Here is a 14,531-nt window from a genome sequence, read left to right as displayed (position 1 = left end):
GATCTTGCTCATGTTCCGTGCTCACAGCACCTTCCAGAAGTACGTGCCCACCCGATGCGTGATCGTGAAGGCGGCGTCGCGTCCATAGATTTCTGGCGGCGTGTCGAAGGAGCCGCCACCCACTGTGAATCCCTGCTGCACGTAGAAGTCACGCAGGCGATCGTTCTCCTCCCGGGTAGGTTTCCGATCGGGAGCATTGCTGGCCTCGGCGAAGCCCCAGAGCAGGTCGCTGCCATTGGTGCGAGCTGTGCCAACGATGAATGCAAGCAACTTCGCACCGATCCCTCGCCCCCGGTGCTGGGAAGGACAGCCATGTGTGCCAGCATCGAACGCCTCCCGGCAGCTGCCAGTTCATCCGTCGACGCGCCACGAGAGGTCATCCGCTGGAGCCATTCGAGGCTGGGGTGGAATCGCGCCGCACCCACCATCTCGTCGCCGAAGGTCGCGACGACGTAGTTCTCATGGAGCCTTCTGGCCGTGTCCGCAGGGACACCGGCGGCGCGCGCCTGCTGCTGGATCTTCGCCACGTCCTGTGGTCGGGGAACCTGCGCGCTGCCAAGGCCACACTCGTGCAGGAGCTGGGCGGCACGTTGCCGGCCCTTGCGTTGGAACTGGGTGAGCTCGGTGAACGTGACACTCGAGTGGTCGTGGGTTTCCATCAGGTCGCCTCCCTGTCGCGGTGCAGTGGACATTAGGCGCTGGGTCTGACAGAAGTGACGAGTCAGTCCGCCAGGGCGTCGTCCACCCAGGACAGTGCCTCGGCCCGCTGGCAGGCCTCCTCGTGCTCCCGCCACGCGGCGACGAGGTCGGGATGGCGTTGGTGCAAGACGTCCCGAAAGCGACGAAAGGGCTTGCGCTCGCGCAGGGCCCGGGCCAAGTCGTCACGAGCGCTCCCGGGCGCGAGACCTCCGACGAAGGACTCCATGTGCCCGAACCAGACATGGGGCGGCAGCGCCTCGACGATCGTCACGTCCATCTCGTCCAGGACATCACCGTCAATGGACTCGTCGCCGTCCAAGCCGGTGTCGGACGTCCACAAGTGCACACGGCCAGTCGTACGGTCCAACACCACGGCCATGTCATGGGTGTCCATGTCCTGGTCCCGAAGGGCCATCACCAGCATGTCCAGGTCGGACTCATCCCAGTCAGCGGGCAGGTCTGCGCCGGTCATTGCCGTCCCCACAGGACGAGGCGGGACATCGAGCGGGCCGTGGCCAGGTCGGGATGCTCTGTCCAACGCTCGAGTCCCAGACGCTCCACGACCCTGGGGGTCACCCACAGGTCAGTGGAGGCCACCGGTCCGCCGTCGCTGCGGCGCCAGCCCAGTCGATCCATCCACTGCGCCACCTCGGTGCGGATCACGCTCGTGAACTCCCAACGGTCACGGTGCGTGGACACGTCGTGCTCGGGAGTCGCAGCCACCAGCAGCAGCGCCAACGTCGCCTCCACGGTCTGGGCGGGGGAGCCATGGTCCACGTACTGGCCCGCGATCGTGCGCAAGAGCAGGTCGGCATCCCCGACGGCCCGCCGGCCCAAGGGGGTGAGTACCAGGTGCCCCTTGTGCTTGCGCAGCAGCTTCATCTGGATGGCTGACTCTCGCAGTTCGCGCAGTTCGGAGGTGTGCTGCTCCCGGTTGCCCTTGCCGATTCCGGAACGGTGCAGGCCGCCGGCCATCCACAGGTGTTCGCAGACCCCAGGTTTCATCCATCCAGCGCTTGTCAGAGCGATTCCGTCGGGACGCGCCGCCTCGAGCAGCACCTGCCATGGCTCGAGCACGGCGGCGATACGGAATGTGTCGATCGTGGAGGCGAGTCTCCAGGCCCGCGCGCACAGGCTGGACAGCTCCAGCATGTCTGCAGGCAGCGCAAGGTCGAAGAGTGCTTCCAGAGCGGACCCCGGGGGCGGCGTCGAGTCAAGCCCCTCGACCTTTGCCAGCAGGGTCGCAAGATCGGCATCGATCAGCTCGATTGCCTCATTGGCCTCATCGGCCGAGAAGTGGTCCGGGTCCAGGTCCGGGGGCAACCAGTCGGCGTACATCTCGAAGTGCTCGTGATCGGCCATGCGACGTGGGTCTGGATCTCGGCGCAGCAGCTCGGCCAGTTCATTCCAGGTGTGGATGCCGCCCACGTCCTCGGGCGGGCAGGCGCCGCGGCCCGCTGTCACGACGGCCTCCGGAGCTCCATCGGGCAGGGCCGAGACCTTCTCCAGGACGATGACGTGCTCCCAGCCATCGCCGAAGTCGTACTCGTGGACGATCCGGTCCTTAGGCTTGCAGAGCACTTGGTCGAGCCGCACCGCGCACTCCTCGGTTCCCTCGTCGCCCTCGGAGACGTCCAACTCGGTGAGGAAGTAGCTGCGCCGGGGATCGCTGCCAGGCCCGAGGAAACGGTGCAGATGGCCACCGCTCCACCCCATGGCGGCCATGATGACGTCGTGGACCGCGTCCAGGGTCAGGTCGCCACGCAGCTCCAGCCGCCGCCAGATGGGTGGCTTGGCGCTGCGTAGGTCGCAGCGCACGGTCAGCAGCGAGGCCCGGCTGGGTGGGGCAGGGAGCGTGATCACGCGGTTGCGCATCGGGATTGCCCCGGCAGCCGCCATGAATGCTGCGATGTCCCATGTCTCGGCCATGACTCCAACCAACCATCCGGACGGCCCAGGGCACAAGGAGCTCGGCCCGTCCGGCCGGGGGTTCACACAACTCACAGTGTGGGCAGTCGTGAGTGCACCATTAGCAGTAAGCCCTGCTCTGGACGTGGTGTGTGAACGCCGGTGCCGGTAGCCGCCTCCCCGGGAAGCACGAGGCCCCCGCCGCGGGTGCGGCGAGGGGCCTCGGGAGTCCCTTCGACAGGCTCAGGGGACGTGGGGCTCAGGGGACGACGGGCTCAGAGCGCTTTCACGGGATCGCTGGGATTGGCGGTTTCGGTTTCTCCCAGCTGTGTCTCCAGTGCGGAGGCGACGGCCTCGAACTCGGCGAGGGCGGCGGTGAGGTCCTCGACGATCTCCCGGGCGATCACCTCGGGTGACGGCAGGCTGTCGAGGTCCGTGAGGGAGTCGTCCTTCAGCCAGGTGATGTCCAGATTTGCCTTGTCCCGCGCGATGATCTCGTCGTAGCTGAAGGCGCGGAAGCGCTCGGATTCGGTGCGGGTGCTGCGGGGCGCTCCCGGCTTGTAGCACGCGACGAAGTCATCCAGGTGGCGACGCTGCAGCGGGTTCTGCTTGAGCGTGAAGTGCTGGTTGGTGCGCAGGTCGTAGACCCACAGCTTCTCGGTCCAGTGCTGGCCGGGGTTGGCCTTCTTGCGGTCGAAGAAGAGGACATTGGCCTTGACACCTTGGGCGTAGAAGATGCCGGTGGGCAGCCGCAGCATGGTGTGCAGGTCGTAGTCGTCGACCAGCTTCCTGCGGATGGTCTCGCCGGCGCCACCCTCGAAGAGCACGTTGTCTGGCAGGACGACGGCGGCGCGCCCGTTCACCTCCAAGATGGTCATGATGTGCTGCAGGAAGTTGAGTTGCTTGTTGCTGGTGGTGGCGACGAAGTCGGACCGTTCAATGACAGTGTTCTCGCTGGTCTCGCCGTCGTCGCCGTAGAAGGTGGTGACCGACGACTTGCGCCCGAAGGGTGGGTTCGTGAGGACGACGCTCCAGCGGCGGCCGGGATCGTTGGCCAGCGAGTCGCGCACGTCGATGGGGGAGGGGCCGTCGTAGCTGCCGACGCCGTGCAGCAGCAGGTTCATGGCGGCCAGACGGGCGGTGCCGTCGACGAGTTCACCACCGTGGATGAAGCCTTCGCGCAGATGCTGCTTCTGGGTGGGGGTGAGGCTTGCGGCGTGCTTTGAGGCGTGTTCGTGGGCCGTCAGCAGGAAGCCGCCGGTGCCGCAGGCCGGGTCGGTGACGGTGTCGTCCACCGTCGGATCGATGACGTCGACGATGGCCTGGATCAGGGGGCGGGGTGTGAAGTACTGGCCGGCGCCCGACCCCTTGTCGGAGGCGCCCCTGGCCAGCAGCGACTCGTAGGCGTCGCCGTTGATGTCGGTGCCGCTGGCCGACCAGTTCTCCTTGTTGATCAGGTCGTGGATGAGCCGCTGCAGCTTGGCTCGTCGGGCAGGATCTGCTCGGGAGCCAGCGGGCGGGTGGCGCGCTCGTGGGCCATCTTGAGGAAGAGCAGGTAGGTGAGCTGCTCGGTGTACTCCAGCACGCCAACGCCGTCGTCGCGCAGCACGTCGCAGAAGGCCCACAGCTTGTCGACGAGGCGTTTGGCGTCGGTCATCGGTTCTCCTGGGGTTGGGGACGGGCAGGAACGTCTCGATTGGGTGCTGACACGCGGGTGTCGAACTGGGTGCTGGCCAGGCGGCGTTCCGTGTGGGTGATCAGGTCGAGCACTTCGGTGGCGACGAAGGCACGGGTCCGACGGCCGGCCGACTTCTGTTCCAGAATCCCGGCGGCTTCCAACTCGGTGAGCGCCTTGTTGGCGGCTGGCGCGGACACCCGGTGGATACGCTCGACCGTCTGGACGGTGAGCACGGGCGTGCTGGGCAGGTCTGTGAGGATCTGTCCGGTTGAGGAGTCGCTGCGCATGCTGCGCTGGCGTCCAGACTTGGACCGGTGCTCGTCGAGTCGGGCTGCCCATAGGTCCCGTAGCTCGGTGACTTGGGTGCGTAGCTCGTCGGCCTGGGCGGCCGCGCGGAGCACTGCCGTGGTGAACTCCTCAATCCACGCATTCGTGGCTTGCTCTGCCGCTCGGGGATCGTCATGCCGGAACTTCGTGAGGCCGCGAACGTAGTCATCACGAAAGGTCGCCAGAACAAGACTCACTGGCAGCACGGCGCTGGGTGTCAGGCCTCGGCGCGAGAGCACGGTGTGGATGAGGGCGCGGCCGACACGGCCGTTTCCGTCAGTGAACGGGTGGATGGTCTCGAACTGTGCGTGGACGAGGGCTGCTTGCACCAGGGGGGAATGGCTCGCCCCGTTCAGGTAGTCGACGAGGTCCTGCATCATGGCGGGAACGTGTTCTGGGGCTGGCGGTACGAAGTCGGCGTCCAGCGGGTGGTGGTTGGAGCCACCGATCCAGTTCTGCACGGTGCGAAGGCCGTGGTGGCGCGGTTCGTCGGAGAGTAGCGCGGTGTGGAGTTCCTCGATGTCGGCGACCCTGATGCTGTCGGCTGACGCGAGGCGGGTGGATGCCTCGCGGACGAGTGTCATGTTGCGCGCCACCAGCTGCGCCTGCTCGCTGTATCCGTGGATCTCCTCCTCCTGGGCAAGCTCGGCGAAGGCAACCTGCCGCGCTGCGGGAGCGATGCCCTCGATGCGCGAGGATGCGATCGCCTCGGAACGCAGCAGGAACCGCGCCAGACCCGCAAGGTCCTCGGCGCCAGGACCATTGTTCAGCTGTCGCACGGCGCGTTCGGCCCGGGCCAGCCGATGGTCCAGCGTGGCGGGCGGGCGGATGGCCAGTCCGCACAAGGGACCGGGCAGGAACCACTGGAATCGGCCGGATCGACGGTCGCGTACCGGGACGCCAGAGCTGAGGGTGTTGACCCACTCGGCGTCGTGCCACGTGCCCATCGCTGGCTCCTAAGGTTGGTTTCCTGCTCAGTTGGCGAAACTTTACGCCTCTAAAGTTCTGTTCTTGTTCATCGTGGTGATCGTCTCGGCCTTAGCGGGGCCGGTAGCGCCTGTTGCGGCTGCGGGGAGGCGCAGTGGCTTCGACGAGCCCTTGGTCGATCAGGGCATTGAGTTCGTTCACCGCTGTGACATAGGACACCTCGAGCAGGTCGGCGATGGCGTGCGACGTCAGTTCCCCTTCTCGTTCCAGAGCTGTCAGCACCACTTCCTGCCGGTCGGTGCGGGCCCTTCGCCGATGTGGTGCTTCATCGCCGGGGTTGAGCAGGTACTGGGCTCCGCGGCGACCCCCTGTTCTCAGGACCAGTCCTCGGTGGACCAGGTCTCCCAGTGCGCGCGTGGCGTCGCTGGGGTGGGCGCCCCAGTTCTGCAGTGTCTGGTTGCGGACTGGGCGGCCGGCGTGCAGGAGTGCGAGGGCCTGCGTCTGGTGTTGGCTGAGGCCTTCTTGACCCAAGGATGAGATCCAGTCGAGGACCTCGGGAGTCATCAGGGCGTGGTGGGGGACGGTTACCTGGACGCGGGTCAGGTTCCCGTCGAAGTCCGGTGGCAGCATCCCGGCTCGGTTCAGCTGGCGGAAGATGGTGGGGATTCCCGAGCCGCGGTTCTCGGCGAGCATGCGTCCATCGGACGTGGGGCTCTCGGAGAGGAGCCGGGCCAACACGGTGTTCCGGGAGGACGACACGTCGGGCTGACCGAAGCGTGTGGGATCGATCGGTCCGTAGAAGCCGCCGGGGCTGCGCACCACGAGCCGGTCTGCGAACAGTTCCACCTGCACCTGCGTGCCGCGGGCTCCTGGGGAGTAGTCACGGTGCATGACCGCGTTGACGAGCAATTCGCGCACCACCCCCAGCGGGTATTCGAGGCGGTCGGTCCGGCCGTGGGCCTCGACGACCGAGGCCCTGGACATATGGCGGACCAGGATCTCCAGGGCTCGCTCCACCATTTCTGCGAGGGATCCGTCCACGGTCTGATTGTCGGTGAAACGCTCTCCCATGGCGCCCGTGTCGCCGCTGGCGACGGTTGGGTGGACCATCACGGACATGCCCAGCTGGGGATGGAACTGCTGGGGGTAGGTTCCGAAGGTCAGGAGCCCAGCGAGCGTGGGGCGGAGAATGCCGTGGTCGAGGCAGACGACGTTGAGGCGGCGCAGACAGCTCTCCGTGTCCAGGCCCGCGAAGGCTCGTGGCTTGCGCTGTTGCATGCGGGTGATCAGCGCTGCCACCGCCGTGGGGTCCAGATCGTCCACGGTGGCGTCGTGCACGGGTTCGCGGTCACAGGTGGGCTGGGTGCGCTGCTCGGTGAGCCTGTCCACTTCATAGTCGGTGAGCCGACGGTCTCCCTCGTCGACTCGGGTGAAGGAACCCCCGTACTTGCCGCGGGTGGTGATGTAGCAGGGCTTCTCTTCGGAGGCGAGCTCGGGGACTTCCATGACGACGACCGGGTGGTCTCCGTCGATCTGTTCGATGGAGATTTCGCCGCGTACCGGCGGGGTCATGTCATTGGCCGCCATCCCGGCAAGTGCGTCACGGATGCGGGACGCGTCGATGTCCACGGGTTGCAGCGACGTGTCGTCGACGCCGAGGAGGACGGTACCGCCGTTGGTGTTGGCGAAGGCTGACAGGGTTTCGCGGACCGACGTGGGATAGCCACCAGTTGCGGCCTTCACCTCGGTCCTGGCCGTCTCGACGCCAATCCGGCGCAGTTCGTCAACGACCGCCTTGGCGTCCATGCCGCTGCTGTCTCTCATGACTACAGCTCATGATTGTAGTCACGTTGTAATGAGGAATGGTCATGTCGGACAGGACCGTCGCGTCTTCTGTCGAGCTGGTCAGGCGGCGCTCAGTCCGGCACTCGGCCTCGTCTTCGACGGCTACCTCGGGCGCAGGCTCATCTGCGACGAGCTCCTTCGAAGCGGCGTCCGTGCTGATCGGCTTCTCCTGAGCGGTTGTCATGACGGTTGGAGGCTGCGTCGCTGCAGCTTGGGCACGGGATGCGCACCATTCGTCGTGTGCCGCGAGGTCTTTCGTCAAGACCCATCCGGCTGTCCTGTGACACCGACCTCGGGGGACCCAGGCCCGTTCCCCTCGCCACACCTGCTCCAGGAAAATCTGTAGGGGTAGGGGCCTCGACGTGAAGAAGCGGTCCGAGTTCATGGCGAAGGAACAATGGCGAATGCGTACCTGAACGCATGGCTGGTCGAACAACCAGCGCGTGTTCGCGTCGTCATGCGACATCCGCAGGAGCCACAGGACGTCGGGGTGCAGCCTCGTGCGTTCTTGGATGTCAGTCTGGCCACGCTGGATTTCGATGCGGCTTCGGGGAACATCTGGGACGAAGACATCTGCTCGGACGGCAGCTCCCAGTCGCACCTCTTTCTGGGCGGAGAGGTGTCCTGCCGCGAGTGCAATCCGTATGACGGTCTCAGCCAGCCACTTGTGCTCGGCTGACTCCGGGGCACTCGGGTGATGCCGGCTCTTCGGACTTGGGGGTGGATCAGGTGTCCAGGCCGCCGGCGATGAGTAGGCAGCGTAGTCGGTAGTTGTCGCGGTTGCGGAAGCCTCTGGCGATGCGGCGGTGGAGTTCGATCAGCCCGTTGAATCTCCTATGTCTGTCAAGCAGGGCTCGGGGTGCAGTTGGCTGCGGCCGTGTTGAGTTTTCGGTAGATGTTTCGAGCGAGGTAGCGCTTGAGACAGCGGCGGATCTCTCGGGGTGTTCGTCCTTCGGCGCTGCGGCGTTCGACGTAGGCGCGAGTGCGGGGATCCATGCGCATGCGTGTGACCGTTGCCATATGGAGTGCTTGGTTGAGACGGCGATCCCCGCCGGGGTTGATGCGGTGACGTTGTGTGTTGCCGGAGGATGCTGGGATCGGGCTTGTCCCGGCGAGGCTGGCGAAGGCGGCTTCGGAGCGGACCCGTCCGGGATGCGACCATGCTGTGAATGCGACGGCCGCGGTGATGGGCCCGATCCCTGGTTCCTCGAGCAGCACGGAGGCAGGGCTCATGCGCAGGAGTTCGAGGATGCGTCTGGTCGCGGTGGCAAGGTCGTGGTCGAGGTCTATGATCCGTCTCGCCAGGCGTGTGGCTTCACCGCGGGCGGTTGCAGAGGCTAGGTCTTCGCTGCGGGGTCGCCAGGTGGATGCGGTAGTGATCTGGCTGTGGTTGAGGGGCCCTCGCGCGTCGATGCCCAGATCGACGATGCGAAGCAGCGCGGTCAGGGCGTTGATGGTGGCGGTGCGTTCGGTACTCATGTGGTCGCGGGAGGCCAGTAGCACCTTGATCGCAGCTCTGACGCCGTCGTCGGCTCGCGGCATGCGTAGCTTGAGATGATCCAGCGGCAACGCTGCAGCGGCGATGCGTTGGGCGTCGAGCGGGTCGGACTTGCCCAGGCCGCGGTTGTTGCGGGAGTCCATCCGGGGCGCCTCGACCACGGTGTAGCCGGTTTCGGTGGCGGCGTGCGCCAGTCGTGCCCCATAGGTCCCAGTGCCCTCAATGACCCACAGGACATTGAGGTCTCCAGCGGTGCGACGACCGACCCAGGCCAACGCTCGTCGCAGGCCGGCGGTGGTGGTCGGGAATTGTGCCTGGTCAACGACTTCGGCGGTGGGACAGGCAAGGATCGCCAGCGCGTGGGTGCGGGCGTGGGTGTCCACGCCAATGACGAACGGGTGATGGTGAGCGACGATGGTCATGGTGATCGGTGGCCTCCTGGATGGTGAATGGGCGGGCGGTGGTCGCCCGCGGCCGGCATCGTTCGGGAAGAGGTCACTTCGAGACACATCTGTGATGGGTCACAACCGTTACGTTGGACAGTCTCCTGATCAAGTCATCGAGGTGGGCCGGACGATGCCGGCCGCGCCGACGGGATGGACAATTCAACGGAAAGGCACCACCGTGATGGGCCAATAGCTTCGAGGGTCACATCCGCGTCAGCACGACCAACACCATCCTGACCAGCCGATCCCGGACCAGCCACCCCCAGACTCACAGACGGCCTCGGTGCCGCCGTTGTTCGCGCGGTCGGTGTCGAAGTAGGCCAAGAACGCCTGCCGCCAGCGGCGCAGGGTGCGTCCCAGGCGGGCGACCTCGGGGATCGGGCAGGTGTGGAACGCGTCCAGGATCTTCTCGGCGCGGCGACGGCCCTTGGTCGTGTCCTTCGCGCGGTAGGCGGCTCGGAGGTCTTGGGCGCAGCGCCAGGCGACGTAGACCTCCTCGTGGGCGGGATCGGCCAAGATCGCGGTCTCGAGGCGGGCGAGCTGGCGGTCGGTGAGGTTCTCGGCGCCGGCGCGCAGGATGGTCTGGATTCCGAACAGGGGGTCGCCCTTGCGGCCGCGGTGCCCGGTGGTGTCCTGCTGGACTCGGCGGCGTACCTCGTCGACAACCTGCGTGCCGAGCTTGACGACGTGGAACGCGTCCAGGACGGCGGTGGCGTCGGCGAGCTCGGCGTCGATCGCGGACTTGTAGCCACCGAACGGGTCCAGGGCAGCGACCTCGATCCGCGCGCGGAAGTCGACGCCGCGGTCGAGCAGCCAGTCGGTGTAGGCCTTCTTCGAGCGGCCGGGCACCAGGTCCAGGAGCCGGGCGTGCACGCGTCCGGCCTGGTCACGGGTCAGGTCGACCATCCCGGTCAACTCCTTCGGGCCGCGCTCACGCACGTCACCGTGGTGCCAGATGTGCTCATCGACCCCCAGAGACGTCACACCGGCAAACCTGGTCGGGTCACCGGCCAGACATTCGAGCTCGGGCTTGACCGCGCGCCACAGCGTCGCCCAGCCGACCCCCAACCGGCGGGCGAGCCCAGCGATCGTGGCGTGCTCGCGGCGCAGCTGCCCGACCGCCCACCTCACCGCGCGGCGGGTCAGGACGCCGCGAGCGGCGACCAGGGTCGGGACCTGCTCGGCGAACGTCCCCCGCGGGCACTCGACCTCGCCGCAGCGCCAACGTCGTTGCCGCCAGACGATCTGGACCCGAACGTCGCCGTGCGGCACGTCGCGCAGCACCCGCACCCGCCGGCCGCGGCTGAGCGCGACGACCCCGCAGTCCGGGCAGCCCGCCAGCTGCCAGGGCGTCGAGACCGTCACCCGCATGGTGATCGGGTCGCGATCAACCCGCTCGACTCGAACGCCATCGAGCCCGAACAGAAGATCGCAGCGAGCGCAGGGATCGGTGGTCGTGCGCGCGTCGGCGCACCCCGTAGCGTGAGACACGTCGAGGTCCTCGAGAACGAATCGGGCAGCTTGGTCGCTCCTGATCCTCGGGGACCTCGACCCCCACCCGCCGCTCAACCCGCCGAACCCCTCACTCCCCACCGCAACGGCGAAGAGCCCGTTTGCGGTCGTGGTAGGCCCGACTGGTCGGGTCCCGCCGCATCAGTCTTGGCAGGCCAGCCAAACCACTGCTGATATGCCCACCTAAATCCGCTTCTCCAAACGCCAGTTATAACCGTGTTCAGCCCACCCAATTCGGTACATTCACAACACGAACTTGCGCCCTCTGCGACAACCCTGTCGCGTGCATCAATTCTGGACAGTTCTCGATGTAGAGATTTTCGACCGCCTCCAGATCGATCCCTAGATCCGCCAAGTCACGCAGGCCGTGAACGGAATCCAGCGCAAGCCGCACCGGCCGACAAGGGACCGTAATTCCCCCCCTCCAAGTCATATGGGTCAGCTCAAGCTCATGAAGACCAGACGGGACCATCAAATTGCGACTCAGCCGCGTGACCCGCAACACTTCAAGCTGAGAGAGATGTCCGTATTCATCTCGACTTCCCACCCCCTCCACCTGGAGGAATCTCAAAGAAGATGCGCAGACCGTCAAATAGTCCACCAACCCCCTCCCCGACGCAAGAACTTCCAGCGATTTCAGTTGAGATAAATCCAAGCCCTGCGTCCGCGTCCTCCCTGGAAAAATATCCAGCTCTACCAGATGGCGCAGGTCTTGAATACGTGAGAGGTCGTCCACAGCACTTCCCACCATCAACTTACGCGTAGATAGCGGCACCCACCCCAGATCCGGCAATGGTCGATCTGAATCGACTTGAATGTTGCGCGGGGCGAAACGAGGCAGACGTACGTCGGCGCCATTTTCAACAACCCAGTACCTGGCTCCACCAATTCTTCTGATCGGCATTTACTAGAGTCCTCTCCAGTTTCTATGGTAATAAGACATCAAATGCTGGCGCCTCCGGCCAATGGGATTCACCCGATTATCAAGTCTTCGAATACCACCCAATCGATTTATCATCCTCTGCTCTGCAACCTCACGTCGTGTCTTCCCACCCTTCACCCGATAGACACGAGCCGTTCGCGCCTGCCATTTGGTAATCTTGCCAGACGCAACGTGCCGAGACAGTCTCCGTCCAACATGACCAGACTGCCCTACGTAGCTGCCACCCCTCGCAGTTCTCACAACATAAACTCCACCCCGAGCCAGCTTGTACCCACGGTAAGCGCGGTATCCCCATGCTGCAGCCCCGACACCCGGGATGAATCCGATGGCAGTGAACGCCGCTTCACGAATGATCGCCCGTCGATGATTCCTCCAGAAGTCTCGAAGACGCCCTTGGCCCGAAATGTCTGTTGAATTGATGGGGTCATTCGGATACCCATATGGTGACTCGTTCCCGCCATAGATGGGGTCCAAGGAGGTGAACAGGCCGGTGGCCTGGTTGTACAACCGGGCGCCCATCAGGGTGATGCCGAGGGCGTCGAGGGTGGCGCGTTCGTGGGCTCCGAGCCAGCCGTAGCCGGCACTGGCCGCGCCACCCGCGGTGGCGGTCTTGGTGGTGGTGGGTTGGCCGTATTCGGTGTAGTCACTCCAGGTGTCGATCCCGTTGGCGGGGTTGGTGCCGTCGAGCTTGACGGTCGCGTTCACATCCCCTCGCAGACCGGCCAGGGCCAACTCCGCGGTGGTGGTGCCGTTGATCGTGGTGAAGGTGATGCCCATCCCGTCCCCGGTCAACCCAGCAAACCGGGTGGTCACCTGCTGGCCGCCACGCTGGTCGACGGTCCAGGCGGGGTTGTCCGACGCATCGGTGTAGTGTCGCGTCACCGCCCCCGCCACCACATTGGGTGTGATGACGGGTCCGACGGTGGTGTTCTGCAGCAGGCGCCTGCCGGCACCATCCAGGGTGAACGTGACCTTCACATCGCCCTGCGCTACGGACTGCGCCGCGTCGGAGTCGTAGTACGCCAAGCTCATCGCCCCGTTGGCGGGCTTGATGGTGTCCGCGGCGGGGATACTGGTCTGACGACCCAATGGGTCGTACACGTAGCTGCCCTGCCCATTGGCGCCGGTGGTGGGCTGATCGGCCTGGTTGTAGGCCCGCGTCACCGTCGCCGCTCCAGTGTCGGCGCAGTCAACCGGGTTGCTGGAGCTGCTCTGGCTGGTGCGATTGCCATTCACATCGAACCTGTACCCACGACGCGTACACAACGGCGCCCCGGCCTGTGTGTTGAGGGTTTCGTCAACCCTGGTCAGACGGCCGGCCTTGTCATAACCGAACCGGCGATCCGAACTGACGGCCCGCGCCCCCTCGGCGGCGGTGTAGGCCGACCCGCCATCGGTGGACCACTCCCGCACCGTCCGGCCCGCAGCATCACTACGACTTGACCAGCCAAACCACTGCTGATCAGCCACCGCCGCGCCCGTCTCCGGATCCGTACCCTTCCCGGAATATGTCAAATCGACCAGCTCACCGGCCGGGTCATAGGAGTGCCGACGAATGATCCCACCCGGCAGCTTCTCCACCGTCGCGGCGCCCTGGGCGTCGTAGGCGGCCGTCGCCGAGTGTGTGATGCCACCGGAACTGACCTCGGTCTTGGTGACCAGGCCACGGGTCTCGGCGTGACCGTTGGCATCCGTGCCGTCGTAGGTGAAGGTCTGGCTGCCGTTGTTGTCGGCCACCTTGGTGACTTGGCCGAGCGCGTCGTAGGTGGTCGTCGCTGTGTCGGCCGGCTGCCCGGCGGGGGTGTTGGTGTAGGTGAGCTGACGACCCCACGTGTCGTAGGTCATGGCCGTCTGCGGTTCCCCCCAGATCGTGGAGGGCTTGCGGCTACGCGGCGTCCGGGACGGGCGTCGCGGTGGTCTGCTCGTAATTGACCGGTGGCATCATGCCAGCGGCGCTGTGCCGGCGTTGGTGGTTGTAGAACCCGTAGGCCCAGTCGATGACGACGGCCCGGGCCTGGGCCCGGGTGTCGAACTCGTGCCGGGACAGGACTTCCCACTCCAGGGAGGAGAAGAACGCCTCGGCGGCGGCGTTGTCGAAGCATTATCCGGCTAATCGGGGCTGGTCAGGGCCTGTTTCGGTGCTCTGTTCAGGCGATGTGGTCCATGAGGGTGTTGAGGCGGTTGATCAGGCGGAGGTGGCGTTCGGTTTCGGGGTCCCATCCGCGGTGTTGGGCGTCGTCGGCGAGGGCTCTGGCGTCGTCGCGTTGGGCTTGGAGGACGGGCAGGTAGGTGCGGGTGGTGTGGAAGCTGGTGCAGTTCTCGCAGATGTTGGCGTAGCTGCAGGCTCCTTGGGCTGGCGCGCGAAGGCAGTGGCCGCCTGCCAGTGCGGTCTTGATGGTCGGTGTGGTGCGCCAGTCGACGCCGTCGTTGAAGCGCCCCAGGTTTGATGCCGCATCCTTGTGAGTTCGAGAGGATGTCAGCATGCCGAAAGTTGTCGATGAGAAGGTCCGTGCCCGGGCGGTGCGGTTGGTGCAGGAGCACCGAGCGGAGTACCCGACGGTGTCGAAGGCGTTGGAGGCGGTGGCCCGTCAGGAGGGGGTTGGCAAGGAATCCTTGCGCCGGTGGGTGAACCAGGCCGAGATCGATGCCGGGACCCGCCAGGGCACGGGACTGTCCTGGAAATGGTGTAAGTGGCTCCATCGCCCGCAAGGGCAGGAGGAGTCATGATGACCGAGACAACAACCAGCA

The 14,531-nt window shown here is 65.7% G+C and carries 13 protein-coding genes and 2 pseudogenes; 2 read left to right on the top strand and 13 right to left on the bottom strand.

Translation table 11 applies throughout. From position 1 onward, the window contains the following. Nucleotides 1-21: 21 nt before the first annotated feature. The 7 genes from ACYVKA_RS05105 to ACYVKA_RS05075 form a co-directional block, all read right to left on the bottom strand. Complete coding sequence (locus tag ACYVKA_RS05105; RefSeq protein ID WP_460703514.1) at nucleotides 22-270, bottom strand: hypothetical protein; 249 nt, start codon at nucleotides 268-270, stop codon at nucleotides 22-24. Between the two features lie 451 nt (nucleotides 271-721). Further along, the gene (locus ACYVKA_RS05100) at nucleotides 722-1,171 is read right to left on the bottom strand and encodes a hypothetical protein (RefSeq protein WP_460703512.1); all 450 of its coding nucleotides are present in this window, start codon (nucleotides 1,169-1,171) and stop codon (nucleotides 722-724) included. Beyond that, nucleotides 1,168-2,628 (bottom strand): plasmid pRiA4b ORF-3 family protein, encoded by a 1,461-nt coding sequence (locus ACYVKA_RS05095; RefSeq protein WP_460703510.1) that lies wholly within the window; start codon nucleotides 2,626-2,628, stop codon nucleotides 1,168-1,170. Before ACYVKA_RS05095 ends, ACYVKA_RS05100 begins: the two co-directional genes overlap by 4 nt. A 254-nt stretch (nucleotides 2,629-2,882) precedes the next feature. After that, the gene (locus tag ACYVKA_RS05090; protein WP_460703735.1) at nucleotides 2,883-4,025 is read right to left on the bottom strand and encodes an HsdM family class I SAM-dependent methyltransferase; all 1,143 of its coding nucleotides are present in this window, start codon (nucleotides 4,023-4,025) and stop codon (nucleotides 2,883-2,885) included. Nucleotides 4,026-4,060: 35 nt separating this feature from the next. After that, nucleotides 4,061-4,264, bottom strand: coding sequence for a type I restriction-modification system subunit M N-terminal domain-containing protein (locus ACYVKA_RS05085; RefSeq protein ID WP_460703508.1), 204 nt, complete (start codon nucleotides 4,262-4,264; stop codon nucleotides 4,061-4,063). Next, nucleotides 4,261-5,559, bottom strand: a complete 1,299-nt coding sequence (locus tag ACYVKA_RS05080) for a Fic family protein (RefSeq protein WP_460703506.1) — start codon at nucleotides 5,557-5,559, stop codon at nucleotides 4,261-4,263. Before ACYVKA_RS05080 ends, ACYVKA_RS05085 begins: the two co-directional genes overlap by 4 nt. Before the next feature lie 91 nt (nucleotides 5,560-5,650). After that, on the bottom strand, nucleotides 5,651-7,363 hold the full coding sequence (locus tag ACYVKA_RS05075; RefSeq protein WP_460703504.1) for an ATP-binding protein: 1,713 nt from the start codon (nucleotides 7,361-7,363) through the stop codon (nucleotides 5,651-5,653). A gap of 418 nt (nucleotides 7,364-7,781) precedes the next feature. On the opposite strand from ACYVKA_RS05075, the gene ACYVKA_RS05070 reads away from it, so the two are divergent. Beyond that, the gene (locus ACYVKA_RS05070; protein WP_460703502.1) at nucleotides 7,782-8,063 is read left to right on the top strand and encodes a hypothetical protein; all 282 of its coding nucleotides are present in this window, start codon (nucleotides 7,782-7,784) and stop codon (nucleotides 8,061-8,063) included. A 164-nt stretch (nucleotides 8,064-8,227) separates the two neighbouring features. Here the strand turns inward: ACYVKA_RS05070 and ACYVKA_RS05065 are convergent, their stop codons facing one another. The 6 genes and pseudogenes from ACYVKA_RS05065 to ACYVKA_RS05040 form a co-directional block, all read right to left on the bottom strand. Continuing rightward, nucleotides 8,228-9,304, bottom strand: a complete 1,077-nt coding sequence (locus ACYVKA_RS05065) for an IS110 family RNA-guided transposase (RefSeq protein WP_460703500.1) — start codon at nucleotides 9,302-9,304, stop codon at nucleotides 8,228-8,230. 237 nt (nucleotides 9,305-9,541) lie between these two features. Beyond that, the gene (locus ACYVKA_RS05060) at nucleotides 9,542-10,819 is read right to left on the bottom strand and encodes an ISL3 family transposase (protein WP_460703498.1); all 1,278 of its coding nucleotides are present in this window, start codon (nucleotides 10,817-10,819) and stop codon (nucleotides 9,542-9,544) included. Nucleotides 10,820-11,060: 241 nt separating this feature from the next. Next, the gene (locus tag ACYVKA_RS05055; protein WP_460703496.1) at nucleotides 11,061-11,744 is read right to left on the bottom strand and encodes a hypothetical protein; all 684 of its coding nucleotides are present in this window, start codon (nucleotides 11,742-11,744) and stop codon (nucleotides 11,061-11,063) included. Between the two features lie 3 nt (nucleotides 11,745-11,747). Next, complete coding sequence (locus ACYVKA_RS05050) at nucleotides 11,748-13,628, bottom strand: RHS repeat-associated core domain-containing protein (protein WP_460703494.1); 1,881 nt, start codon at nucleotides 13,626-13,628, stop codon at nucleotides 11,748-11,750. 40 nt (nucleotides 13,629-13,668) lie between these two features. Then, a pseudogene (locus ACYVKA_RS05045) lies at nucleotides 13,669-13,866 on the bottom strand (IS3 family transposase); the annotation flags it as partial. 64 nt (nucleotides 13,867-13,930) lie between these two features. Next, nucleotides 13,931-14,266, bottom strand: a complete 336-nt coding sequence (locus ACYVKA_RS05040; RefSeq protein ID WP_460703492.1) for a hypothetical protein — start codon at nucleotides 14,264-14,266, stop codon at nucleotides 13,931-13,933. Here ACYVKA_RS05040 and ACYVKA_RS05035 point away from each other — a divergent pair. Next, nucleotides 14,265-14,447, top strand: a pseudogene (locus ACYVKA_RS05035) (IS3-like element ISPfr13 family transposase); the annotation flags it as partial. The gene ACYVKA_RS05040 and the pseudogene ACYVKA_RS05035 overlap by 2 nt on opposite strands. Nucleotides 14,448-14,531 lie beyond the last annotated feature (84 nt).

The organism is Luteococcus sediminum, from assembly GCF_054783495.1.
The sequence above is the reverse complement of the archived record's forward strand: the minus strand, read 5'-3'. Positions and strand labels throughout refer to the sequence as shown.